Source organism: Bradyrhizobium sp. BR14999, assembly GCF_056106085.1.
In genome coordinates this window covers 7238745-7261117 of the sequence record NZ_CM148536.1, presented here as the reverse complement: position 1 = coordinate 7261117, position 22373 = coordinate 7238745, and the positions used below count along the sequence as shown (strand labels likewise).

Sequence of the window (22373 nt, the reverse complement as noted above, 5' to 3'; positions counted from 1 at the left end):
GGTCTCGCCAAGGGCCTTGACCTGCCTCAAGGCGACCTGGCTCAATCGTTGAGCATGCCGGCGCGCATCGCCATGCGGACCAGCTCCGAGAGGCTGCCCGCCTGCATCTTGGTCATCACATTGGCCCGGTACACCTCGATGGTCCGCGGGCTGATGTCGTATTCGCGGGCGATCAGCTTGTTGGAAAGGCCTGCGATCAGTCCCTCCATGACCTGGCGCTCCCTCGGGCTCAAGGAGGCGACGCGGGCGGCGATGTCCTGCGAAATGGCCTCACTCTTGGCCGCCGGCTCGGCCTGGCGGATCGCCGTCTCGATCATGGTGATGAGACGATCGTCCTCGAAGGGTTTCTCCAGGAAGTCGACCGCCCCAAGCTTCATTGCCTCGACCGCGAGCGGCACGTCGCCATGCCCGGTCATGATCAGGATTGGAAATGGGCTGTTCTGCGCCTTCATGCGCTTCAGAAGCTCGATCCCGTCAAGGCCCGGCATGCGCACGTCGGAGACGACGCAGCCGAAGGCGAGGCCGGGCAGGGTGTCGATGAAATCTTTCGCATTGTCGAACAGCGTGACGCCGAAGCCGGAAGAATCCAGCAGGAAGTTCAGCGAGTCCCGCATCGCAGCGTCGTCGTCGATGACGTAGACATGTCCCTTGTTGGTCATGAATCAGTTCTCGTCGGCTGCTGGCAAGGTGAAGCGGAATGTCGCCCCGCCCGATGCGTTGCTCTCGGCCCACATGCGGCCGCCGTGAGCCTCGATGATCGAACGGCTGATCGACAGCCCTACGCCCATGCCGGTTTCCTTGGTGGTGAAGAAAGTTTGAAACAGGTTTGGAATGACGTCGTCCTGGAAGCCGGAGCCGGTGTCGGAAACCTCGACCTCGATCATGTCGTCGGCAACGGGCTTGTTGGCCACCACGAGCTCTCGCCGCGGCGACTGTGCCATCGCTTCCAGCGCGTTGCGGAACAGGTTGACCAAGACCTGCTGGACCTGCACGCGGTCGGCCAACACGAGGTCCGCCTTCGGATCGAGATTGAAGCGGAGCTGGACATTCTGCTCGCGCGCGCCGGCGAGCCCGAGCGCGCCGGCCTCCTCGATCAGCTTGGACAGGCTCTCAATCCGCTTCTCCGACTCGCCGCGGGAGACGAAGTCGCGCAAGCGGCGGATGATCTGGCCGGCGCGCAAGGCCTGCTCCGAGGCGCGGTCCAGCGCGCTTTCGATCTTCGTCGTATTCGGGTCAACACTGCCGGCAAGCAGGCGCCGCGATCCCTTCATGTAGTTGCTGATCGCCGCCAGCGGCTGGTTGAGCTCGTGGGCGAGCGCCGAGGCCATCTCGCCCATCGCGGTCAGCCGCGAAACGTGGACGAGCTCCGACTGCAGCTGCTGAAGCCGCGCCTGGGTCTGCTGATGTTCGGTGAGATCGCGCACGAAGCCGGTGAAATAGAGCTCGCCGCCCCGTTGCGTCTGCCCGACCGAAAGGTGCATCGGGAACGTCGTGCCGTCGCGGCGCTTGCCGGTCACGATGCGGCCGATGCCGATGATGTGGGGATCGTTGGTCTTGAGGTAACGCACGATATAGCTGTCGTGACGCGATTGATCAGGCTCCGGCATCAGAATGCTGACGTTCCGACCAATGGCTTCCTGCCTGCTGTAGCCGAACAGCCGCTCCGCGGCGCTGCTGAAGAGCTGCATGATGCCGCGCGAATCGATCACGATCATCGCGTCTGGCACCGTTTCGAGAATCGAGCGAAGATGATTCTCCTGAGAGCGCAGGGCCTCTTCCAGATGTCTTTCCTCGTTGATGTCGAGGAATATCCCGCTGAGGTGACGTGGCGAGCCGGAATCGTCTCGGATCACGCCGGCCCTGGCCCGGATCCATTGGCCCTTCCCCGCAGGACCGCCAACCTTGAAGGACACGTCGAATCCTGCGCCGCTCTCCGAGCTGCGCTCGATTCCCTGCAAGACGCGGTCCCGATCGCTGGGGGCCAGCAGCGACAGAAAGAGATCGTGGCTGATGGCATCATCCCCCTCGAGGCCAAACAGCCGCTTGGACATCTCGGACCATTCAAGGTCCCGAGTTCGCAAATCGAGATCCCAGGTGCCAACCCCGAATCCTTCGATGCGGAGCCGGAAATGCTCGCCCCGACCATCGTCTGCCGGATGGGTTACGCGGGTCGGCGCCAAACTTCACTCCTCGCTAAAGCGCGGTCGGCAGGATGCGCTTACCGCTCATGACAATGTCGCTCAAGGTTCGTTCGGAGGCAAGCCGGATTGAATTCATTGGCGGAATTCCTGCGACATGACGGCCGGCGATTTGATCTATCTCATCCTGCCTTGCGTCGGCGAGGCTAGATTTCGCGGCAGTTCATTGCCTGCCGGAGAATCCCGATGACATACGCGACCGTGATGGTCAGCCTGGCGCTCGATCAGTCCAACGAGGCGCGCCTTCAGGTCGCGGGCGAGCTCGCCGAGCGATTCGAGGCGGCCATCGTCGGCGTTGCCGCGGCTCAGTTCGCGCCGCCGCTTTATTTCGCCGACGGCGCTGAAGCACAAGTGCTGATCGAGGATGGCGAAGCCTCCGTCAAGCGGCGGCTCGCCGGTCTCGAGGCGCAGTTCCGCGCCGCCACCAGGAATCGCGGCGGACACGCGGAGTGGCGCAGCGCCATGGATTTTCCGACGCGTTTTGTCCTGGAGCAGGCGCGCTGCGCCGACATCGTCATCAGCGGCGGACAGAGCCCCGCCTTCTCTGACGCCTTTGCGCTCGCAAGCGCCAAGGACCTGGTGATGCAGGCTGGCAGGCCGCTTTTGGTCGTTCCCGATAACGCCAATTGGCTCGATCTGCGCAGCGTGCTGGTGGCGTGGAAGGACACGCCGGAGGCGCGGCGGGCAGTCGTCGACGCGTTGCCGATGCTGCGCAAGGCGAGGGACGTCACCATCGTCGAAATTCCGGAGCAGGGCGACAACCGCTCGGTCGTGATGGCCGGCGTCAGCGACGTGGCCGCCTGGCTCGCCCGTCACGGGGTCACCGCGACAGCGCGCGTCTCGGAGGCGGGGCGGAACGAAAGCGCTGCCGCGCAATTGGACAAGGTCGCCGGCGATGTTGGCGCCGGCCTGATCGTTGCGGGCGCCTATGGTCATTCGAGATTTCGTGAACTGATCCTGGGCGGCGTCACCCAGTATCTGGTCACACAATCTGCCCGCAGCGTGCTGCTGTCGCACTGAGGGCCGGCCGCCCGGCCAGTAGCGACTCGAGGAGGACGCGCCATGTACAGATTTCTCGAACAAACCGTCGACCGCTACATGACACGCAACGTAAAAACGGTGCAGCGCGACCGCGACTTGCTCGAGCTCAGCGAGATGTTCGAGACCGACGACTTCAACTCGTATCCGGTCGTGGATGACGGCCAGGTGGTCGGCATCGTCACCAAGTTCGACATCCTGAAGTGCTTCGCCTTCACGCCGAGCCAGATGCTGCCGCGCTATCCCGACTTGATGAGTCGCAAGATCGGCGACGTCATGACACCCGAGTTCATCTATGTCGGCCCCGAGACGCGGCTGACGCGCGTGCTCCAGATCATGGTCGAGCATCGCATCAGGAGCATCATCGTGCTCGACGGCGCGCAGAATCTGGCCGGAATTATCGCCCGCGAGGACGTCATCGCGGCGCTCAAGGCGACGGCGCGGGACTGACGCGATGCCTTTCCCCTTCTCCCCTGTGGGAGAAGGTGGCGCGAAGCGCCGGATGAGGGGTATGTCTCCACAGAGACACCGTTCCCCGCCGCACCAACCCCTCACCCAAGCGAGTTTGCCGCGCTGTCCTCGCTGCCCTCTCCCACAAGGGGAGAGGGCACTTCAACTGGCCGTACCGAAAAAATACGGAGGAACCCAGAAAATATTCGTCGGCTACGGCTAACCTCCAAGGCCATCTTGATTTCAATCAATTCCCCGCGAGGGTGAATGTGGTTTCTGGCATCGTGTTCTTTCGAGAGAGAATCCGCATGAGCCAGCCCTCCATCTCCAAATCCATGACCATCGGCGAAAGCGGCCTGTCTGTCGTGTTTGCAGTCGCCGCCTTCCTCTGCGTGATCGCTGCGGCCAAGGCGCTCGATGCGCCCTTTGCCTTCCATGCTGCGCTCAGCGCGGCGGCGAGCCTGGCTGCGGTGTTCTTTATCGTGAACCGCTATTTCGAACGGCCGGCCACGCTGCCGCCGGCGGAGATCAATGGCCGGCCCAACTACAACATGGGGCCGATCAAGTTCACCGCCTTCATGGCGATGTTCTGGGGCATCGCGGGCTTCCTCGTCGGCCTCATCATCGCCTCGCAGCTGGCCTGGCCCGCGCTGAATTTCGACCTGCCCTGGACCAGCTTCGGCCGTCTGCGGCCGCTGCACACCTCCGCGGTGATCTTCGCCTTCGGCGGCAACGTGCTGATCGGCACGTCGTTCTACGTCGTGCAGAAGTCCTGCCGCGCGCGCCTGGCCGGCGATCTCGCGCCCTGGTTCGTCGTGATCGGCTACAACTTCTTCATCCTGATCGCCGGCACCGGCTATCTGCTCGGTGTCACCCAGTCGAAGGAATATGCCGAGCCGGAATGGTATGCCGACCTCTGGCTGACCATCGTCTGGGTCGCCTACCTGCTGGTCTTCCTCGCCACCATCTTCAAGCGCAAGGAGCCGCACATCTTCGTCGCGAACTGGTTCTATCTCGCCTTCATCGTGACGATCGCGGTCCTGCATCTCGGCAACAATCCGGCGCTCCCGGTCTCGGTGTTCGGCTCGAAGTCCTATGTCGCCTGGGGCGGCATCCAGGACGCCATGTTCCAATGGTGGTACGGCCATAACGCGGTCGGCTTCTTCCTGACCGCCGGCTTCCTCGCCATCATGTACTACTTCATTCCGAAGCGCGCCGAGCGGCCGGTCTATTCCTACCGGCTGTCGATCATCCACTTCTGGGCGCTGATCTTCCTCTACATCTGGGCAGGTCCCCACCACCTGCACTACACGGCACTGCCGGACTGGACGCAGACGCTCGGCATGACCTTCTCGATCATGCTGTGGATGCCCTCCTGGGGCGGCATGATCAACGGCCTGATGACGCTGTCGGGCGCCTGGGACAAGCTGCGCACCGATCCCGTGCTGCGCATGCTCGTGGTCTCCGTCGCCTTTTACGGCATGTCGACCTTCGAAGGTCCGATGATGTCGATCAAGGTGGTCAACTCGCTCAGCCACTACACCGACTGGACCATCGGCCACGTGCATTCCGGCGCGCTCGGCTGGGTCGGCTTCGTCTCCTTCGGCGCGCTCTACTGCCTGGTGCCGTGGGCCTGGAATCGCAAGGGCCTCTACAGCCTGAAGCTCGTCAACTGGCACTTCTGGATCGCCACCCTCGGCATCGTTCTCTACATCTCGGCGATGTGGGTGTCCGGCATCCTCCAGGGCCTGATGTGGCGCGCCTACACCTCGCTCGGCTTCCTCGAATATTCCTTCATCGAGACCGTCGAGGCGATGCATCCCTTCTACATCATCCGCGCCGCCGGCGGCGGCCTGTTCCTGATCGGCGCGCTGATCATGGCCTACAATCTCTGGATGACCGTCCGCGTCGGCGAGCAGGAAGTCCAGATGCCCGTCGCTCTTCAGCCGGCGGAATGAGGAGCTCAAGCAATGTCATTCTGGACACGCCATCAAGTCTTTGAAAAGAACTCGATCATCCTGGTCGTCGGCATTCTGCTCGTGGTTGCGATCGGCGGTCTCGTCGAGATCACTCCGCTGTTCTACCTCAAGAGCACGATCGAGGCGGTCGACGGCGTCAGGCCTTACACGCCGCTGGAATTGGCGGGGCGCAACGTCTACGTCCGCGAAGGCTGCTATCTCTGCCATTCGCAGATGATCCGCCCCTTGCGTGACGAGGTCGAGCGCTACGGCCACTTCTCGCTCGCCGCCGAGAGCATGTTCGACCATCCGTTCCAGTGGGGCTCGAAGCGCACCGGTCCCGACCTTGCCCGTGTCGGAGCGAAATATTCCGACGACTGGCACGTCACCCATCTGACCAACCCGCGCGCCATCGTGCCGCAATCGGTGATGCCGGGCTATCCGTTCCTGAGCCACACCGAGGTCGATCCGGACACGATCGCCGACCACATGCGCACCTTGAAGGCCGTGGGCGTGCCCTACACCGACGACCAGATCGCGAGCGCAGGCGCCGACCTGAAGGCCCAGGCCGATCCGGACAATGCCGGCGGCGATGCCTTCAGCAAGCGCTACGCCAAGGCCGTCGTGCGCAACTTCGACGGCAAGACCGGCACGCCGACCGAAATGGACGCGCTGATCGCCTACTTGCAGATGCTCGGCACGCTGGTCGACTTCAAGCTCTACAACGAGAAAGCCAATCTTCGCTGAGAAGGCATCAACGATGAAAGCTATCCTGACAGTCCATAATCTCGCGTCCGAGCTGGTGACGACGATCTGGACGCCGGTGTTCGTCGCGATCTTTCTCGCGATCATCGCCTACGCATTTTGGCCCCGTAACAAGGCTGCGTTCGACGAAGCAGCACACCTGCCGTTGCGGGAGGAGTGAGAGACCATGACCGATCATAGCGAAGTCGATACCGTCACCGGCAAGTCCACGACAGGACACGAATGGGACGGCATCAAGGAGCTCAACACGCCGCTGCCGCGCTGGTGGGTGATCGCCTTCTATCTCACCATCGTCTGGGCGATCGGCTACTGGATCGTCTATCCGGCCTGGCCGCTGATCGCCAGCAACACCACGGGCGTGTTCGGCTATTCGTCGCGCGCCGACGTCGCGGTCGAGCTCGCCAATCTCGAGAAGATCCGCGGTGACAAGATGTTGGCGCTGGGCGCCGCCTCGCTGGCCGACATCGAGAAGGACCCCGCGCTGCTCGCGCTCGCCCGTGCCAAGGGCAAAACCGTGTTCGGCGACAATTGCGCGCCGTGCCACGGCTCCGGCGGCGCCGGCGCCAAGGGCTTCCCGAACCTGAACGACGACGACTGGCTGTGGGGCGGCACGCTCGATCAGATCATGCAGACTATCCAGTACGGCGCGCGTTCCGGCCATGCCAAGACGCATGAAGGCCAGATGCTCGCCTTCGGCAAGGACGGCGTGCTGAAGGGCGACGAGATCGTCACGGTCGCCAACTATGTGCGGTCGCTGTCGGGCCTCTCGACCCGCAAGGGCTTTGATGCCGCCAAAGGCGAGAAGATCTTCGCGGAGAATTGCGTCGCCTGCCACGGCGACGGCGGCAAGGGCAACCAGGAGATGGGCGCACCGAACCTGACCGACAAGATCTGGCTTTACGGCTCGGACGAGGCGAGCCTGATCGAGACCATCAGCCAGGGCCGCGCCGGCGTCATGCCGGCCTGGGAAGGGCGGCTCGATCCCGCCACCATCAAGGCGATGGCGGTCTACGTTCATTCGCTCGGCGGCGGCAAATAAGCCGATCCACGGCCAACGACTTCCGGCGGGGGCGAAGAAAAGCGCCCCCGTTTGCGTTGGATCAAGGGACGTGCCGGCGCCGAGTCTAGGTTTGATCGCACCTCTTGAGAAGATTCCGCGATGAACAAGACCGTCAATCCGAACGAACTCAAGCCGGCCGACGACAACGCGCCGCTCTATGCAGCCCGCAAGAAAGTCTATCCCCAGAGCGTCTCCGGCACATTCCGCCGGATCAAATGGGGCCTGATGGCGTTCTGCCTCGGCGTCTATTATCTCCTTCCGTTCGTGCGCTGGAACCGCGGCCTCGGCGCCCCCAGCCAGGCCGTGCTGATCGATCTCCCCAACAGCCGCTTCTACTTCTTCTTCATCGAGCTGTGGCCGCAGGAGGTCTACTACTTCACCGGCCTGTTGATCGTCGCCGCGGTCGCGCTGTTCCTGATGAACTCCATCGGCGGCCGGATCTGGTGCGGCTACCTCTGTCCGCAGACGGTGTGGACCGACCTGTTCTATGCCGTCGAGCGTCTCGTCGAGGGCGACCGGCGCGAGCGGATGAGGAAGGACAAATCGTCCGACCCGCTGAAGCTTGAGCGCATCTCCGAGATCGTGCTCAAGCACTCGATCTGGCTGCTGATCGCTTGGTGGACCGGCGGCGCCTGGGTGCTCTATTTCAACGACGCGCCGACGCTGGTCAAAGAGCTCGTCACCTTCCAGGCGCCGATGATCGCCTATGTCTGGATCGGCATCCTCACCGCATCGACCTATGTCCTCGCCGGCTTCATGCGCGAGCAGGTCTGCACCTATATGTGCCCCTGGCCGCGGATCCAGGCGGCGCTGACCGACGAATGGGCGCTCAACGTCACCTATCGCTACGACCGCGGCGAGAAGCGCACCTCGGTGAAGAAGGCCGCCGAGCTGCGCGCCCTCGGCCAGCAAGTCGGCGACTGCGTCGACTGCTATCAATGCGTCGCGGTTTGTCCGACCGGCATCGATATCCGCAACGGGCCGCAGCTCGAATGCATCCAGTGCGGGCTCTGCATCGACGCCTGCGACAACGTGATGACCAAGATCGGCCGGCCGAAGCGGCTGATCGGCTACGACAACGACATCAACATCCAGCGCCGTCAGGAAGGCAAGGCGCCGATCTACCGCATCGTCCGTGCCCGCACGGTCGTCTACAGCGCGATCATCGCGGCGGTCGGCGGCATCATGATCTATACGCTCGCGACCCGCAGCCTGCTCGACGTCAACGTCCTGCACGACCGCAATCCGGTCGCGGTCAAGCTCAGCGACGGCTCGATCCGTAACGCCTACACGGTGCGGCTGCTGAACAAGAGCGGCTACGACCGCGTCATCGCCATCGACGTGGAGGGGCCAGTCAACCCGACGATGCACGTCGTCGGCGTCGATTCGGTGACGCCGGACCGCCCGATCATCGTGATTCCGCGCGACTCCACCAGCGAGCTGCGGCTGCTCGTCACCGCACCGGCCGAAAATAATCCGGAGAAGTCGATTCCGGTCCGCTTCCACGTCATGGACATCGGACTGGGCGTCGCCGCGAGCGCCACCGACAATTTCGTCTCGCCTTAAGGATCAGGAGACAGCCATGGCTTCCAAGCCGCTGACCGGAACCAAGGTGTTCCTGATGTTGGTCGCCTTCTTCGGTCTCGTGATCGGCGTCAACGTGACCATGATGAAGCTCGCGATCGCGACGCTGCCCGGCACCGACGTCGACAGCCCCTATGCCGCGGGCCTCACCTATGACCGCGAGATCTCGGCGGCGCAGGACCAGGCGCTGCGCAAATGGAAGGTCAACGCCCATATCGAGCGCCGCAGCGACGGCGGCGCCGTGCTTCAGGTCGAAGCACGCGATGCGGGCGGCCAGCCGATCGCCGGACTGAAGTTCGGCGGCCGCCTGGAGCGGCCGACCGACAAGCGCGCCGATCTCGCCGTCGAGCTCACGGAAGCCGGCATCGGCATCTATCGCGGCCATGCCGCCGCCGTCGCGCCCGGCCAGTGGGATCTGGTGATCGAGGGCGAGGCGCGGGGGGCACGTGTGTTCCTGTCGCGCAACCGCGTGATCCTGAACTGAAGGGATTTCGTCATGCAGGTCACGCGGGATTTTTCGCACTACGTCCGGACCGCGGGCGAGGGCCTCCAGCACATCGATCTCGCCGTTGAAGGCGTCCATTGCGCCGGCTGCATGGCCAAGATCGAGCGCGGGCTGTCCGCCATCCCTGATGTCACCCTGGCGCGGGTGAACCTCACCGACCGCCGCGTCGCGCTGGAATGGAAGGCCGGCACGCTCGATCCTGGCCAATTCATCGATCGGCTCGAAGAGCTCGGCTACAAGGCCTATCCGTTCGAGACCGAGAGCGCGGAGGCAACCGAGGTCGCCGAATCTCGCTTCCTGCTGCGCTGCCTCGGCGTCGCCGCGTTCGCCACCATGAACGTGATGATGCTGTCGATCCCGGTATGGTCGGGCAACGTCTCCGACATGCTGCCCGAGCAGCGCGACTTCTTCCACTGGCTCTCGGCGCTGATCGCCTTGCCGGCGGCGGCCTATGCCGGTCAGCCGTTCTTCCGTTCGGCCTGGCGGGCGCTTGCAGCGAAGACCACCAACATGGACGTGCCGATCTCGATCGGCGTGATCCTCGCGCTCGGCATGTCCGTGGTCGAGACCGTCCACCACGCCGAGCACGCCTATTTCGACGCCGCGATCATGCTGCTGACGTTCCTCCTGGTCGGCCGTTTCCTCGACCAGAACATGCGGCGGCGGACCCGTGCGGTCGCCGGCAATCTCGCGGCGCTGAAGGCGGAGACAGCCGCGAAGTTCATTGGTCCCGACGAGATCTCGCAGGTGCCGGTCGCCGCGATCCATCCCGGCGACATCGTGCTCTTGCGGCCCGGCGAACGCTGCGCGGTCGACGGCACCGTGATCGAGGGGCGTTCCGAGATCGACCAGAGCCTGATCACCGGCGAGACGCTCTATGTCACGGCCGAGCAGGGCACGCCGGTCTATGCGGGGTCGATGAACATCTCCGGCACGCTGCGGGTGCGGGTCTCGGCGGCGTCGGAGGCGACGCTGCTCGCCGAGATCACGCGGCTGCTCGACAACGCGCTCCAGGCGCGCTCGCGCTACATGCGGCTCGCCGACCGCGCCTCGCGCCTCTACGCGCCTGTCGTGCATGCGACTGCGCTCCTGACCATCCTCGGCTGGGTCATCGCCGGCGCGAGCTGGCATGATGCGATCGTGACCGGCGTCGCCGTGCTGATCATCACCTGTCCCTGCGCGCTCGGGCTCGCGATCCCGACGGTGCAGACGGTGGCCTCGGGCGCGATGTTCAAGGCGGGGGTGCTGCTCAATGCGGGCGACGCAATCGAGCGGCTGGCCGAAGCCGACCATGTCATCTTCGACAAGACCGGCACGCTGACGCTGCCCGATCTCGAAGTCATGAATGCCGCCGACATCCCTGCCGATATCTTCGCGCTCGCCGGCCGCCTCGCGCTGTCGAGCCATCATCCGGTCGCAGCCGCAGTTGCGCAGGCTGCCGGTGCGAAGTCTCCGATCGTCGGCGCTGTCGAGGAATCCGGTCAGGGCGTCCGCGCGACCGTCGACGGCGTCGAGCTTCGCCTTGGCCGTCCGTCGTTCTGCGGTGCCGAGACGCTGGTCGGCGGCGCCACGCTCGATCCCGAAGCCTCGATCGTGGCATTCAGCAAGGGCAACGAAAAGTTCATCCTTTCCGTCCGCCAGGGCCTGCGCCCCGACGCGCAAGGCGTGATCACGGCGCTGAAGGCGCGCAACATCGGCATCGAGATCCTTTCCGGCGACCGTGAGCCAGCGGTGAAGGCGGCGGCGCACGCGCTCGGCATTCCCGAATGGCGCGCCGGCGTCACGCCGGCCGACAAGATCGCGCGGATCGAGGAGTTGAAGCGGCGCGGCGCAAAAGTGCTGATGGTCGGCGACGGCATGAATGATGCGCCGTCGCTGGCGGCGGCCCATGTCTCGATGTCGCCGATCTCCGCCGCGCATCTGAGCCAAGCCACCGCCGATCTCGTCTTCCTCGGCCGGCCGCTCGCTCCAGTCGTCGCCGCCATCGACTCCGCGCGCAAGGCGCTGCATTTGATGCGGCAGAACCTCTGGCTTGCGATCGGATACAATGTGCTTGCTGTTCCGGTTGCGATCAGCGGTGTCGTGACCCCCCTGATCGCGGCGGCCGCCATGAGCGGATCGTCGATCCTGGTGATGCTCAATTCGTTGCGGGCGCGCAGCGCCTCGCGGGAGATCGTGTGATGGAGATCCTGGTCATTCTGGTCCCGCTGGCGCTGGCCCTCGGCGGTGCCGGTCTCATAGCTTTCCTCTGGTCGCTGCGGAGCGGCCAATACGACGATCTCGACGGCGCTGCCTGGCGCGCGATTGCCGACGACGAGCCTCCGCAGCAGGCGCCGACTAGCGCTAGCGCTTCAAGTCAATCGTAAGCAGAGCTGCGGCCGCGAGAGCCAGACCCACGCCGGCCACGCAAGCCTGCCAGCCGAAGGCGTCGAACAGCCGTCCGAGCACGGCCGTGCCGACGAGCCCGCCGCAGAAATAGCAGGCGAGATAGGTGCCGCTGGCGATGCCGCGGCCGTCGGTGGCCGCCTGTCCGACGAACCCGGTGGCGGTCGCTTGCGCGAAGAACGTGCCGACGCCGACCAGGACCATCCCCGCGAGCACCGCGCTCAGATGCGGCGTCAGCATCAACGGCAAACCTATCCCGGCGACGGCGAGCGAGCCCCAGATCGTGGGCCGTGGTCCGAGGCGCGATGCTATTCTGCCCGCTAGCAATGTCGTGAGCACCGAGGGCAGGAAGACGACATAGACGAAGCCCAGACCCATCATGCCGAGCGATAGCGGCGGCCGCACCAGAACGAAATTGACGAAAGTGAAGGTGCCGATGAAGGCGAACAGGATGCAGAAGCCGATGCCGTAGGCGGCGCGCAATCGCGGGTCGCGCCAATGTGCGAACATCGCGGCGAGCGGCGATTCCGTCGCGCTCATCGCATGCATCGGCTGGACGTGCTTGATGGTGAAATAGACCAGCGCCGCGCCGGCGAGATTGAGGGCAGCGAAAACGTAGAAATTCCACGCGAGGCCGAGGCCATCGGCGACGGCCGCCGAGATCAGCCGGCCGACGAGATTGCTGGCGACGTTTCCGGTGATATAGGCGGCAAACGCGCCGCCGGCGTCCATCGCGCTGCATTGCTCGCCGAGATAGGCGAGCGTCAACGCGAAGGCGGATGCCATGCAGAGGCCCTGAGCAACGCGTAAGGCGGTAAAGACGGCAAGATTGGGTGCGGACGCCAGGAGGCTCGTCGGAATCGCAAGAAGTGCCAGGCTGAGCAGGATGCCGTTCCGACGATTGATATGTGGGCTGAAGAAGCCAACGACGAGGCTCGCGACGGCCATGCCGAAGGTGCTGGCATTGACCGCGAAGCCCATCGCCGCCGGCGTGACGCCATAGTGGCGCGTCAGCGAGGGTAGGATCGCTTGCGTCGCGAACAGGTCGACGACGGTCAGGAATGCGGTGAGGCCGATAACGAGCGAACGCAGCGCGAGATCTGCGGAAAGCCCATCCATGGGCACCGCGCCCGGTTTGATCGGGGTGGAAAGATCGATCATGGCACGCTTGTCCTGTGAGGGACGTGGCGCCCGGCATGAGATCCGGGCACCACATCGGGTGACGAATGCGCCGGGGGCCGAGCTACATGTGGTGGTCGTTCGGGTCCTTGCGGACGTCGCCGACATAGAGAATGACGGTCTCCTTGCCGAGGTTCTTCCACCAGTGCGAGGTGCCGAAGACTTCGGGACGGATGTCGCCGGCCTTGTGCACGATCGGATCGGCGCAGTTGGAGGCGTATTCGACGATCTCGCCCTGCTGCACGAAGATCAAAGCGGGGCGGTCGTCATGGCTGTGCCAGGGCACGATGCCGCCGGGCGCGATCGTCAGCTTGCGGAAGCGAAGCTCGCGGCCCTCGATATGGGCCGGCTGCTTGCCGAGGTCGATCGCGCCGAGCGTGACGTCGGTGACGCCGACCGGCTTGTAGTCGACCATCTGCTGGGCGTTCGGCTTGATCTTGTCGGCGGGGCACGCGCCGGCGAAAACCGGTGTCGCAAATGTCAGCGCCCCGAGAACGGCAACGCCTGTCCAAACCACGCGCGACACGATGTGATGCCTAGACATGGGAACTCTCCTGTGTTGGCCGCAACCGTGGTGGTCGCCGGCTATGGCAGGAGCTTCGTCGAGACCGCGTCGATGTTGAAATGCCGGCTCGCTTTCGATGCGATAGCCCGGCGCTATGTTGATGCGCCGCGGCTATCGAACCGATTGGGCATCGGCATTTCCGCCTCCGGGGGATCTGGCGTCCGATGACAGGGCGCCCGATTGGCGGGCGTTCACGTCAATCCGGAGGAGCATCTCATGACGAAAGTGTCCAAAACCCTGATCTTTACCGCGGCCTTCGCGGTGATCGCCACGTCGGCTTTCTCGGAGGCCGCCTGGGACTTCAAGGCTGGCATGGCTTACGTCTATGGCGGACCTGGCAAGATGTCGGCGATGGCCATGGCGCCGGCCGAGAAGAACCACGACGCCATGATGAAGAACGCGAAGAAGGTTCCCGACAATACCGTCTTCTTCACGGACAAGGGTACGCTGTACTCCACATCGGGGCGGCTGGATCCGACCGGCAATTTCTACGTGAACTGATCACGTGCGCAGGACGGCCGCCCCCTTGCGGGCGGCCCGACCACGCAACTAATATTCGTCCCCTGAACGCCGGAGCAGAAGATGACGTCTCTCTCGCCCGCCGACGCCGAACAGCTCAGGCTTGCCTTCCAGCGCTGCCGTGACATGGATGGTACGCTGAACGACCAACTCCGCGCCTATGCCGACGCCAGCCGCAAGGTGTTCCCCGCCTATGGCGAGGCGGTCGATCGCCTGGTCGCGCGGTTAAACGGAAACGGGGGTGGTGAGACGGCGCCGCGTCCGGGCGATGCGATGCCGCCGTTCATGCTGCCCGACGAGAGTGGACGTCTCGTCGCGCTGAATGCGCTGTTGGAGAGCGGCCCGGTTGCGGTGATGTTCTTCCGCGGTCATTGGTGCCCGTATTGCCGGCTCAATGTCCGCGCGGTAGTCCAGGCACTCGGCCGCATCAAGGCGATAGGGGCACAGGTCGTCGCAATCGTGCCGGAGACTCAGGAATATACGCGGCAGCTCAAGTCAGATGCCGGTGCGCCGTTTCCAATCTTGACTGATCTCGACAACGGCTACGCGCTCTCGCTCAATCTCGCGATCTGGCTCGGCGCCGAGATCCAGCATCTATTGTCCTATCAGGACATGGCGAAATTCCACGGCAATGACGGCTGGGTGCTGCCGATCCCGGCCGTGTTCGTGGTCGGACGCGACGGCCTCGTGAAGGCCCGCTTCGTCGATCCCGATTTCCGCAAGCGCATGGAGATCGATGATCTCTTGGCCGCGCTGGAGGATGCACGCAGGGGAAAGCTGAGCTTCGCATAACGCGCTTTCTTCCCTTCTCCCCTTGTGGGAGAAGGTGGCGCGAAGCGCCGGATGAGGGGTTCTCTCTGCGCCCTCGATGCAAAAGACTAGCGCGCTGAGACAACCCCTCACCCGTCTCGCCGCTGTCGCGGCGAGCCACCCTCTCCCGCAAGGGGAGAGGGGAAGAAAGAGCGTCCGCACTAGCCCGCCAGCTCTCGCCAGTCCGCGCCGCGCAGCATGCGCATCACGGCATTGCCCACTGCCGTGCGCTGCCGGCCGGCCACCCCGTAAAGGCTGACAGTACGGCGGGCGTCCAGCCCCGTCACGGCGGCGCGTGTCAGCCGTTCCGGCACGGGCGAGGTGTGCGGCAGCATGGCGATGCCCATGTCGGCTTCGACCAGCTCGATCAGATCGCGCTCGTTCGAGACTTCGTGGCCATGTTCGATGTCGATGCCGTGTTCGCGTAGGCTCGCAGAGATCCGGCCGGAATGCTCGCAGAACGTCCGGCTCAGAAGCTGCTCCGATCGCAAGTCCTCCAGTTCGACCGAGCTGCGGCCGGCCAGCCGATGGCCATCGCCGACGACGAGCTCAAAAGTTTCCGTGAAGAGGGGCCAGACGTCGAGCCGCTCCCAGGCCTCGTCGATCTCGGCGGCAATCCCGAGCTCGGCCTCGCCCTTCTTCAGGAATTCGCCGACCTCGCGGCTCGTCCCGCGCAGGAAGCGGAATTCGAGCCGATTGAACTGCCGCCTGATCTGGTTGAGATGGGGAATGAGCAGCGACAGATCGATCGAATGTGTCAGCGCAATGCGGAGCGCGCCGATCTCGCCGCTCTTGAAGGAGGAGGCGAGGGAACGCGCGCCGACGGCGGCGTCATAGCACTGCTTCAAGAGCGGATGCATGCGCTGGCCGAGCTCGGTCAGCTGCGCAGCGGGCCGCTCGCGACGAAACAGGTCGCCGCCGAGCTCGGCCTCGAGCTGCTTGATCGCGCGCGTCAACGACGGCTGCGTCACGTTGCACTCCTCGGCGGCACGCGTGAAGTTCAACAGCTGCGCCACCGCGAGGAAATAGCGGACCTGATGCATTTCCATGGATCGGCTCCCCAGCAGGATCGGGCAGCAAAACTCTAGCCGATCGGGGCAGGGAATGACATCCCGGCCGCAATAGCGGGCGCGTATGGTTTCGGAAGCCAGGCGGCATTTCCATTCGGGCCGGCGCCGCCTCATGGTCCTGCGAAAGCGGGCGCCGGGGCCAAGCCCAGCGATCGCCAATGGAGGATCTCGCATGAACATATCGCTGAAGCCACAGACGTCTCAACCTGCGCGCGCGCTGGCCGGAAAGGTTGCGCTGGTCACGGGCTCGACCAGCGGCATTGGGCTCGGCATCGCACGGGCGCTGGCCGCCGCGGGTGCCGACATCGTGCTCAATGGCCTCGGTGTCGCGAGCGAGATTGGCCGGACGCGCGAGCACATCGCCGCCGAGTTCGGCATCAAGGCGAGCTACTCGGCCGCAGACATGACGAGGCCCAAATCGATCGCCGAGATGATCGCGGCCACCATCGCCCAATCCGGCCGGCTCGACATCCTCGTCAACAATGCCGGCATCCAGCATGTCGCGCCGCTCGACCAGTTTCCAGTCGAGAAATGGGACCAGATCCTCGCGATCAATCTGACGTCGGCCTTCCACACCACGCGGCTCGCGCTACCGGCGATGCGCCGGAACGGTTTTGGCCGGATCATCAACATCGCCTCTGCGCATGGTCTGGTCGGCTCGCCGTTCAAGGCGGCCTATGTCGCCGCCAAGCATGGGATCGTCGGTCTCACCAAGGTGACGGCGCTCGAGACCGCGGAGGAGGACATCACGTGTAATGCCGTCTGCCCGGGCTACGTCTACACACCGCTGGTCGAGGCGCAGATCGACGGACAGGCCAAGGCGCACGGCGTCTCCCGCGATCAGGTGATCCGCGACGTGCTGCTCGCGCAGCAGCCGAACAAGCGTTTTGCCACGGTCGAGGAGCTTGGTGCGCTCACGGTCTTCCTGGCGACGGAAGCGGCCGCTTCCATCACCGGCATTGCACTTCCGGTCGATGGCGGCTGGACCGCGCATTGACATGGGTCGGCGCAACAAGCTGCGGCGGACTGCGAACATTCGATCGGCGCAAGCGCATGAGGAGCGAGACATGAACGGCATGCAGGACAACGCGCAGAACAATGGTACGGACCTGCCGGGCCAGGTCGTCCTGGTGCTTCAGGGCGGCGGCGCACTCGGGTCCTATCAGGCCGGCGTGTACCAGGCGCTGCACGAGGCCGGCATCGAACCTGACTGGATCATCGGCACCTCGATCGGCGCCATCAATGCGAGCCTCATTGCGGGCAACGCGCCTCGGCAGCGACTCGCGCGTCTGAGGGAGTTCTGGAAACGGATGGAGCAGAATCCGATCTGGAATTTGCGCACCGCGTTCCCCGGGTTCAACGAGAAGCTGACCTATTGGTCGACGGTCACCAACGGCATTCCCGGCTTCTTCCGGCCCAATCCGCTGGCGCATGCGGGGGATTCCTTTCCGCTCGGCGCCGACCACGCCGGCTTCTATTCGACTGCGCCGCTGGAGAAGACGCTGCTCGAACTCGTTGATTTCAGCCTCGTCAACCGCTGCTCGCCGCGCCTGACGGTCGGCGCGGCTCATGTCCGCACCAGCCAGATGCGTTATTTCGACAGCCGCGACGGTGATCTCACGGTGAAGCACGTCATGGCCTCGGGCGCGCTGCCGCCGGCTTTCCCGGCGGTGCGCATCGACGGTGAGCTCTATTGGGACGGCGGCATCCTGTCCAACACGCCGACAGAGGCGGTGTTCGACGACAATCCGCGCAAGGACTCGCTGATCTTCGCGGTGCATCTGTGGAATCCGGTCGGAGCCGAGCCGACCACGATGGCGGAGGTGCTGAACCGTCACAAGGACGTGCAATATTCCAGCCGGATCGCCAGCCAGATCGCGCGCCAGCAGCAGGCCCATCGCCTGCGCCACGTCATCAACCAGCTCGCCGCGCGACTGCCCGAGCGCGAGCGCAGCGATCCGGCGGTGCGTGAGCTCACGAGCCATGGCTGCCCGACGCGCATGCACGTCGTGCGCCTGCTCGCCCCGCAGCTGGACCGCGAGAGTCACACCAAGGATATCGATTTCAGTCCGTCAGGCATCATGCAGCGCTGGGATGCAGGCTATGCCCACACGAGATCCGTGCTTGCGCGAAAGCCGTGGATCGGTGAATTCGATCCGCTCGCCGGCGTGGTGCTGCACGAGCATATGGACGTGCTGCCGATTGCGGCGGAGTGAGGGCCTTGTTCGTCATTGTTTTACGTGATGATGATTTCGCAGGGGCGCGGTCCGGGGTATTGTCGCCGTGTCTTCGTCGCGAGGCTTGCAATTGGTCGGTGAGAAAGATCTGGAGGCATCGCTCGAAACGCTGCGTGCGAACGCGGCGGGACCGGTCGCCGGCGTGTTCGGTCCGTCCTCGCTGACCTGGCGGATCGACCGGGAGGCCGTGATCTTCCTCGGCGCCGGCCGTGCGCTGTTGCTGCAACTGGCGCACCCATGGGTGGCGGCGGCGATCGCCGAGCATTCGAGTACCCTTGCCGACCCGATCGGCCGCTTCCATCGCACGTTCGACATCGTCTTTACCATGGTGTTCGGCTCGCTGGACCGAGCGCTGCTGTCGTCCCGGCAACTGTACCGGCGCCACAGCATGATCATTGGCGAGATGCCTGAGACCGTCGGTCCGTTCGCGGCCGGCTCGCGCTACTGCGCCAACGACATTCCCTCGCTGCGCTGGGTCCATGCGACGCTGGTCGAGACCGCGCTGATGGTGCATGATCTGGTGCTGCCGCCGCTCTCGGCGGAGGAGCGCGAGCGCTATTGGAGCGAGGCCCGGCTGTACGGCGCCCTGTTCGGACTGACGGGGGATGATTTGCCGGCGGACTGGTCGGGCTTCGCAGCCTACAATGCGGCGATGGCGCAGTCGGATACGCTGACCGTCAGCCCGGCGGCGCGCGAGATCGCCGAGCAGATTTTCAGCGGCGCCCGCCCCTGGTTGCGGCCACCGCGATGGTACCGCGCGCTCGCGGCGCGGATGCTGCCGGAGCGACTGCGCGCCGGGTTCGGCCTTGTGCTTGACGCGCGCGACATCAGAGCTGCCGACAATGCGCTGACCTGGATCAGGCGCGTCTATCCGAAACTGCCTGACCGGCTGCGCTATGTCGGCCCCTATCAGGAGGCGCAGGCGCGCCTGCGGGGCGAGCCGCAGCCCGACTGGATGATCCGGTGCCTCAACCGCGCCTGGATCGGGCGGCCGCAGATGGACGTGCGCGGGAAGGGGTGAAGTCCTCCGCTGCTGCCACAGCTTCCGTCATTGCGAGGAGCCCTTGCGACGAAGCAATCCAGACTGCCTCCGCGTAGATAGTCTGGATTGCTTCGCGGAGCCTGTCATCGGGCCGCGCTTCGCGCGGACCCGTTGGCTCGCAATGACGGATGTGAGGAAACGCCTCAGGCTCACACCGACGCCAGCTTCCGGTACAGCGCGCTGTAGCAGCCGGCAGAGATGCTCCAGGAGAATGATCGTCCCATCGCACTGCGGCGCATGGTATCGAGCTGGTCCTGCGCCATGAACGCCTCGAACGCGCGGCGGACGCCGCCGATGAAGGATTCGCGCGAGGGTCTTGCGAACAGGAAGCCGGTCTCGCCGTCGGTGATGGTCTCGGCAAGGCCGCCGGTCTGGTGTCCGATCGGCAGCGAGCCGAAGCGCTGGGCGTACATCTGGCTGAGCCCGCACGGTTCGAAGCGCGAGGGCATCAGGGTGAAATCGCTGCCGGCGAAAATGCGGCGCGCCTGGGCGTCGTTGAAGCCGATCACGACCCCGATGGCATCGGGGCGGCGGCGATGCGCATCGATCACGGCCTGCTCGAGCGCCGGCTCGCCGGAACCGGTGATCACGATCTGGCCGCCGGCATCGACGATCTCGTCGGCGGCCGACAGCACGAGGTCGATGCCCTTCTGGTGCACGAGGCGGGCAACGATGCCGAACATCGGCCCGCGTGACACCGCAAGCCCGAACTGCTTGCGCACGTAGTCCGCATTCGCTTTCTTGCCGACCCAGTCGCCGGCGCCGAATTGCTGGGCGAGCTGTGCGCAGGAGCGTGGATCCCAGCTCTCGTCGATCCCGTTGAGGATGCCGGTGAGCTCGGCCGCGTCGGAGCGGACGCGAAGCAGGCCTTCGAGGCCGCAGCCGAATTCGGTTGTCGTGATCTCGCGCGCATAGGTGCCGCTGACCGTGGTGAGGTGCGAGGCATACACCAGCCCGGCCTTGAGGAAGGAGACCTGGTCGTAGAATTCGACGCCGTCGATATGGAACGAGCTCTCCGGCGCGCCGATCCGCCGCAGCGATTCCTTTGGGAAGAGGCCCTGATAGGCGAGGTTGTGGATGGTCAGGATCGACGGCAGCTTGGCGCCGCGCCAGGCGAGATAGGCCGGCACGAGCGAGGCCTGCCAGTCATTGGCATGGATCAGGTCTGCTGCCCAATTCTTGTCCAGCGTGCCCATGGCCAGCTCAGCGGCGGCCGAGGCAAGGCGTGCGAAGCGGATGTCGTTGTCCGGCCAATCGCGCCCGGATTCGTCGCCATAGGGATTGCCGGGCCGGTCATAGAGCTGTGAGCACAACAGCACGTAGACCGGCAGGCCGTCCTTGGTCGCGGCCCGCCCGAGCGAGCAGGCTGGCATCTCCGCGAATGCCGGACAGCGGCCAACGATTTGAATGTGCGTGAGTTGTTCGATGATGTCGCGATAGCCGGGCAGCATGATCCGGATATCGGCAAAGGAGCGAAGGGCGCGGGGAAGGGCGGCAGAAACGGCTCCAAGTCCGCCGACGCGGACGAAGTCGTCCATCTCTGTCGTGACGAACAAGACCCTCAAGAACAGCCGCCCTCTGCCGATCCCGTTCGCTGCTATGCAAGAACGGGTCCAGTTGTTCCGGAATTCCCAAGCCCGCCCATGCGGCGCGTCGGTTCGGTAAACACTTTCCTACTCAGCCGCCGCCCTCTAGGGTCGCCGCATCAACAACAGAGAACTTCGATAAGTTCCTAAGACACCCAAGGACGTGGGCAGGCATGCAGCTAGCAGATAAGCATGAGGGGACGACGACAAAGGCCTTCGCCGGCCTGCGGGTCCTGGATTTTTCGACCACGATTGCCGGTCCCCACTGCACGCGCATGCTCGCCGACATGGGCGCCGAGGTGATCAAGATCGAGACCGACGGCGGCGAGACGATGCGGACCCGGCCGCCGCTGCGCAAGGGGTGCAGCACCACGTTCGGCCAGCTCAATGTCGGCAAGAAGAGCGTGGTGCTCGACCTCAAATCCGAGGACGGCCTGGAGGCGGTGCGCCGGCTGGCCGCGACATCAGACATCCTGGTCGAGAACTTCCGCCCGGGGGTGATGCACCGGCTGCGGCTCGACTACGACAGCATGCGTCAGGTCAACCAAAAGCTGATCTACTGCTCGATCTCGGGCTACGGCCAGACCGGCCCCTCGGCCGAGCTGCCGGCCTATGCCCCGGTGATCCATGCGGCCTCGGGCTACGACATGGCGCATCTCGCCTATCAGCCCGGCCGTCACCGCCCCGACTATTGCGGCATCTATCATGCCGACGTCGTCACCGGCACCTACGGCTTCGGCGCGATCGCGTCCGCGCTCTATCAGCGCACCGTGACAGGCCTTGGCCAGCACATCGACGTCTCCATGCTCGAAACCATGCTGTCGCTGACGCTGACCGAGTTGCAGAGCTCGCAATTCGCCGTGAAGCCGCCGCCGCGCCCGATGTTCGGGCCGACCGAGACGGAAAACGGCTATGTCATGATCACAATCGCCAGCGAGAAGACGTTTCAGGGTTTGATGGGGGTGATCGGGCGCCCCGCATGGATCTCCGATCCGCGCTTCTCGACTTACGCCGCGCGTCGCGAGAACTGGGCCGACATGATGGACGGGGTCGAAGCCTGGTCACGGCAGCTCTCGACCGATGCATGCCTTGCCGCGCTCGGCGGAGCCGGCGTCCCGGCCTCGGCCTATCGCACCGTGTCAGAAGCGCTGGCCGATCCGCAGCTCGCGCACCGGCAGGCGCTGTCCGAGGTGCGGGACGGAGGCGGTTCATTCCAGGTCCTCAATCTGCCGTTCCGAATGTCGGGCGCCGACACCACGCCGGCCAAGACGATGGCCGTGCTCGGCGAACACACGGATGCGCTACGCGATGAGATCGGTCTTGCGGACGAGGCGCCAATTCCGTCAGGCAAAACGGCCGCGACGCGCTGAACGCATCGCGCCGCGGTATGCGGCGCTCGAACCCTCGTGCGTTCCTCTTGCC

At 64.8% G+C, this 22373-nt stretch carries 22 protein-coding genes; 16 read left to right on the top strand and 6 right to left on the bottom strand.

Translation table 11 applies throughout. From position 1 onward, the window contains the following. Positions 1–41: 41 nt before the first annotated feature. Positions 42–659 carry a response regulator FixJ gene (gene fixJ, locus ACR9YP_RS33910; RefSeq protein WP_128939628.1) on the bottom strand — a complete coding sequence of 206 codons (618 nt, stop codon included), beginning with the start codon at positions 657–659 and terminating at the stop codon, positions 42–44. A gap of 3 nt (positions 660–662) precedes the next feature. Further along, entirely contained in the window at positions 663–2180 is a 1518-nt protein-coding gene (fixL, locus tag ACR9YP_RS33905; RefSeq protein WP_438110170.1) for a sensor protein FixL, read from the bottom strand. Between the two features lie 204 nt (positions 2181–2384). Between fixL and ACR9YP_RS33900 the strand changes: the two genes are divergently transcribed. The 10 genes from ACR9YP_RS33900 (at position 2385) to ccoS (ending at position 11924) form a co-directional block, all read left to right on the top strand. Then, entirely contained in the window at positions 2385–3218 is an 834-nt protein-coding gene (locus ACR9YP_RS33900; RefSeq protein WP_438110168.1) for a universal stress protein, read from the top strand. Positions 3219–3260: 42 nt separating this feature from the next. After that, the gene (locus ACR9YP_RS33895; protein ID WP_091892710.1) at positions 3261–3686 is read left to right on the top strand and encodes a CBS domain-containing protein; all 426 of its coding nucleotides are present in this window, start codon (positions 3261–3263) and stop codon (positions 3684–3686) included. 308 nt (positions 3687–3994) lie between these two features. Beyond that, positions 3995–5644 (top strand): cytochrome-c oxidase, cbb3-type subunit I, encoded by a 1650-nt coding sequence (gene ccoN / locus ACR9YP_RS33890; protein WP_128935213.1) that lies wholly within the window; start codon positions 3995–3997, stop codon positions 5642–5644. A gap of 12 nt (positions 5645–5656) precedes the next feature. After that, positions 5657–6391, top strand: coding sequence for a cytochrome-c oxidase, cbb3-type subunit II (gene ccoO / locus ACR9YP_RS33885; protein WP_128943989.1), 735 nt, complete (start codon positions 5657–5659; stop codon positions 6389–6391). A gap of 13 nt (positions 6392–6404) precedes the next feature. Further along, the gene (locus ACR9YP_RS33880) at positions 6405–6569 is read left to right on the top strand and encodes a CcoQ/FixQ family Cbb3-type cytochrome c oxidase assembly chaperone (RefSeq protein ID WP_063691463.1); all 165 of its coding nucleotides are present in this window, start codon (positions 6405–6407) and stop codon (positions 6567–6569) included. Positions 6570–6575: 6 nt separating this feature from the next. Next, positions 6576–7448 carry a cytochrome-c oxidase, cbb3-type subunit III gene (ccoP, locus tag ACR9YP_RS33875; protein ID WP_438110166.1) on the top strand — a complete coding sequence of 291 codons (873 nt, stop codon included), beginning with the start codon at positions 6576–6578 and terminating at the stop codon, positions 7446–7448. 120 nt (positions 7449–7568) lie between these two features. After that, positions 7569–9035: a cytochrome c oxidase accessory protein CcoG gene (gene ccoG, locus ACR9YP_RS33870; protein WP_474217919.1), complete on the top strand. Its 1467-nt coding sequence runs from the start codon at positions 7569–7571 to the stop codon at positions 9033–9035. 16 nt (positions 9036–9051) lie between these two features. Next, on the top strand, positions 9052–9537 hold the full coding sequence (locus tag ACR9YP_RS33865; protein ID WP_438110164.1) for a FixH family protein: 486 nt from the start codon (positions 9052–9054) through the stop codon (positions 9535–9537). Between the two features lie 12 nt (positions 9538–9549). Then, positions 9550–11739 carry a cation-translocating P-type ATPase gene (locus tag ACR9YP_RS33860; protein WP_474217918.1) on the top strand — a complete coding sequence of 730 codons (2190 nt, stop codon included), beginning with the start codon at positions 9550–9552 and terminating at the stop codon, positions 11737–11739. Further along, positions 11739–11924, top strand: coding sequence for a cbb3-type cytochrome oxidase assembly protein CcoS (gene ccoS / locus ACR9YP_RS33855; RefSeq protein ID WP_091892724.1), 186 nt, complete (start codon positions 11739–11741; stop codon positions 11922–11924). The genes ACR9YP_RS33860 and ccoS overlap by 1 nt, the downstream gene beginning before the upstream one ends. Here ccoS and ACR9YP_RS33850 read toward each other — a convergent pair. Further along, entirely contained in the window at positions 11902–13104 is a 1203-nt protein-coding gene (locus ACR9YP_RS33850; protein WP_438110160.1) for an MFS transporter, read from the bottom strand. The two genes, ccoS and ACR9YP_RS33850, sit on opposite strands and share 23 nt — an antisense overlap. 82 nt (positions 13105–13186) lie before the next feature. Continuing rightward, positions 13187–13666 (bottom strand): cupin domain-containing protein, encoded by a 480-nt coding sequence (locus ACR9YP_RS33845; RefSeq protein WP_438110159.1) that lies wholly within the window; start codon positions 13664–13666, stop codon positions 13187–13189. Between the two features lie 237 nt (positions 13667–13903). Between ACR9YP_RS33845 and ACR9YP_RS33840 the strand changes: the two genes are divergently transcribed. Then, on the top strand, positions 13904–14188 hold the full coding sequence (locus tag ACR9YP_RS33840) for a hypothetical protein (RefSeq protein ID WP_438110158.1): 285 nt from the start codon (positions 13904–13906) through the stop codon (positions 14186–14188). An 81-nt stretch (positions 14189–14269) separates the two neighbouring features. After that, on the top strand, positions 14270–14998 hold the full coding sequence (locus ACR9YP_RS33835) for a peroxiredoxin-like family protein (protein WP_128943981.1): 729 nt from the start codon (positions 14270–14272) through the stop codon (positions 14996–14998). Positions 14999–15177: 179 nt separating this feature from the next. Here the strand turns inward: ACR9YP_RS33835 and ACR9YP_RS33830 are convergent, their stop codons facing one another. Continuing rightward, the gene (locus ACR9YP_RS33830; RefSeq protein ID WP_091892731.1) at positions 15178–16065 is read right to left on the bottom strand and encodes a LysR family transcriptional regulator; all 888 of its coding nucleotides are present in this window, start codon (positions 16063–16065) and stop codon (positions 15178–15180) included. A gap of 193 nt (positions 16066–16258) precedes the next feature. On the opposite strand from ACR9YP_RS33830, the gene ACR9YP_RS33825 reads away from it, so the two are divergent. The 3 genes from ACR9YP_RS33825 (at position 16259) to ACR9YP_RS33815 (ending at position 19344) form a co-directional block, all read left to right on the top strand. Next, positions 16259–17083 (top strand): 3-hydroxybutyrate dehydrogenase, encoded by an 825-nt coding sequence (locus ACR9YP_RS33825; RefSeq protein WP_438110156.1) that lies wholly within the window; start codon positions 16259–16261, stop codon positions 17081–17083. A 70-nt stretch (positions 17084–17153) separates the two neighbouring features. Then, positions 17154–18302 carry a patatin-like phospholipase family protein gene (locus ACR9YP_RS33820; RefSeq protein ID WP_091892815.1) on the top strand — a complete coding sequence of 383 codons (1149 nt, stop codon included), beginning with the start codon at positions 17154–17156 and terminating at the stop codon, positions 18300–18302. A gap of 91 nt (positions 18303–18393) precedes the next feature. Further along, positions 18394–19344: an oxygenase MpaB family protein gene (locus tag ACR9YP_RS33815; protein ID WP_438110154.1), complete on the top strand. Its 951-nt coding sequence runs from the start codon at positions 18394–18396 to the stop codon at positions 19342–19344. A 170-nt stretch (positions 19345–19514) separates the two neighbouring features. On the opposite strand, the gene glgA is transcribed toward ACR9YP_RS33815, so the two are convergent. Continuing rightward, entirely contained in the window at positions 19515–20930 is a 1416-nt protein-coding gene (gene glgA / locus ACR9YP_RS33810) for a glycogen synthase GlgA (protein ID WP_438110153.1), read from the bottom strand. Positions 20931–21124: 194 nt separating this feature from the next. Between glgA and ACR9YP_RS33805 the strand changes: the two genes are divergently transcribed. Then, positions 21125–22321: a CaiB/BaiF CoA transferase family protein gene (locus ACR9YP_RS33805; protein ID WP_474217916.1), complete on the top strand. Its 1197-nt coding sequence runs from the start codon at positions 21125–21127 to the stop codon at positions 22319–22321. Positions 22322–22373 lie beyond the last annotated feature (52 nt).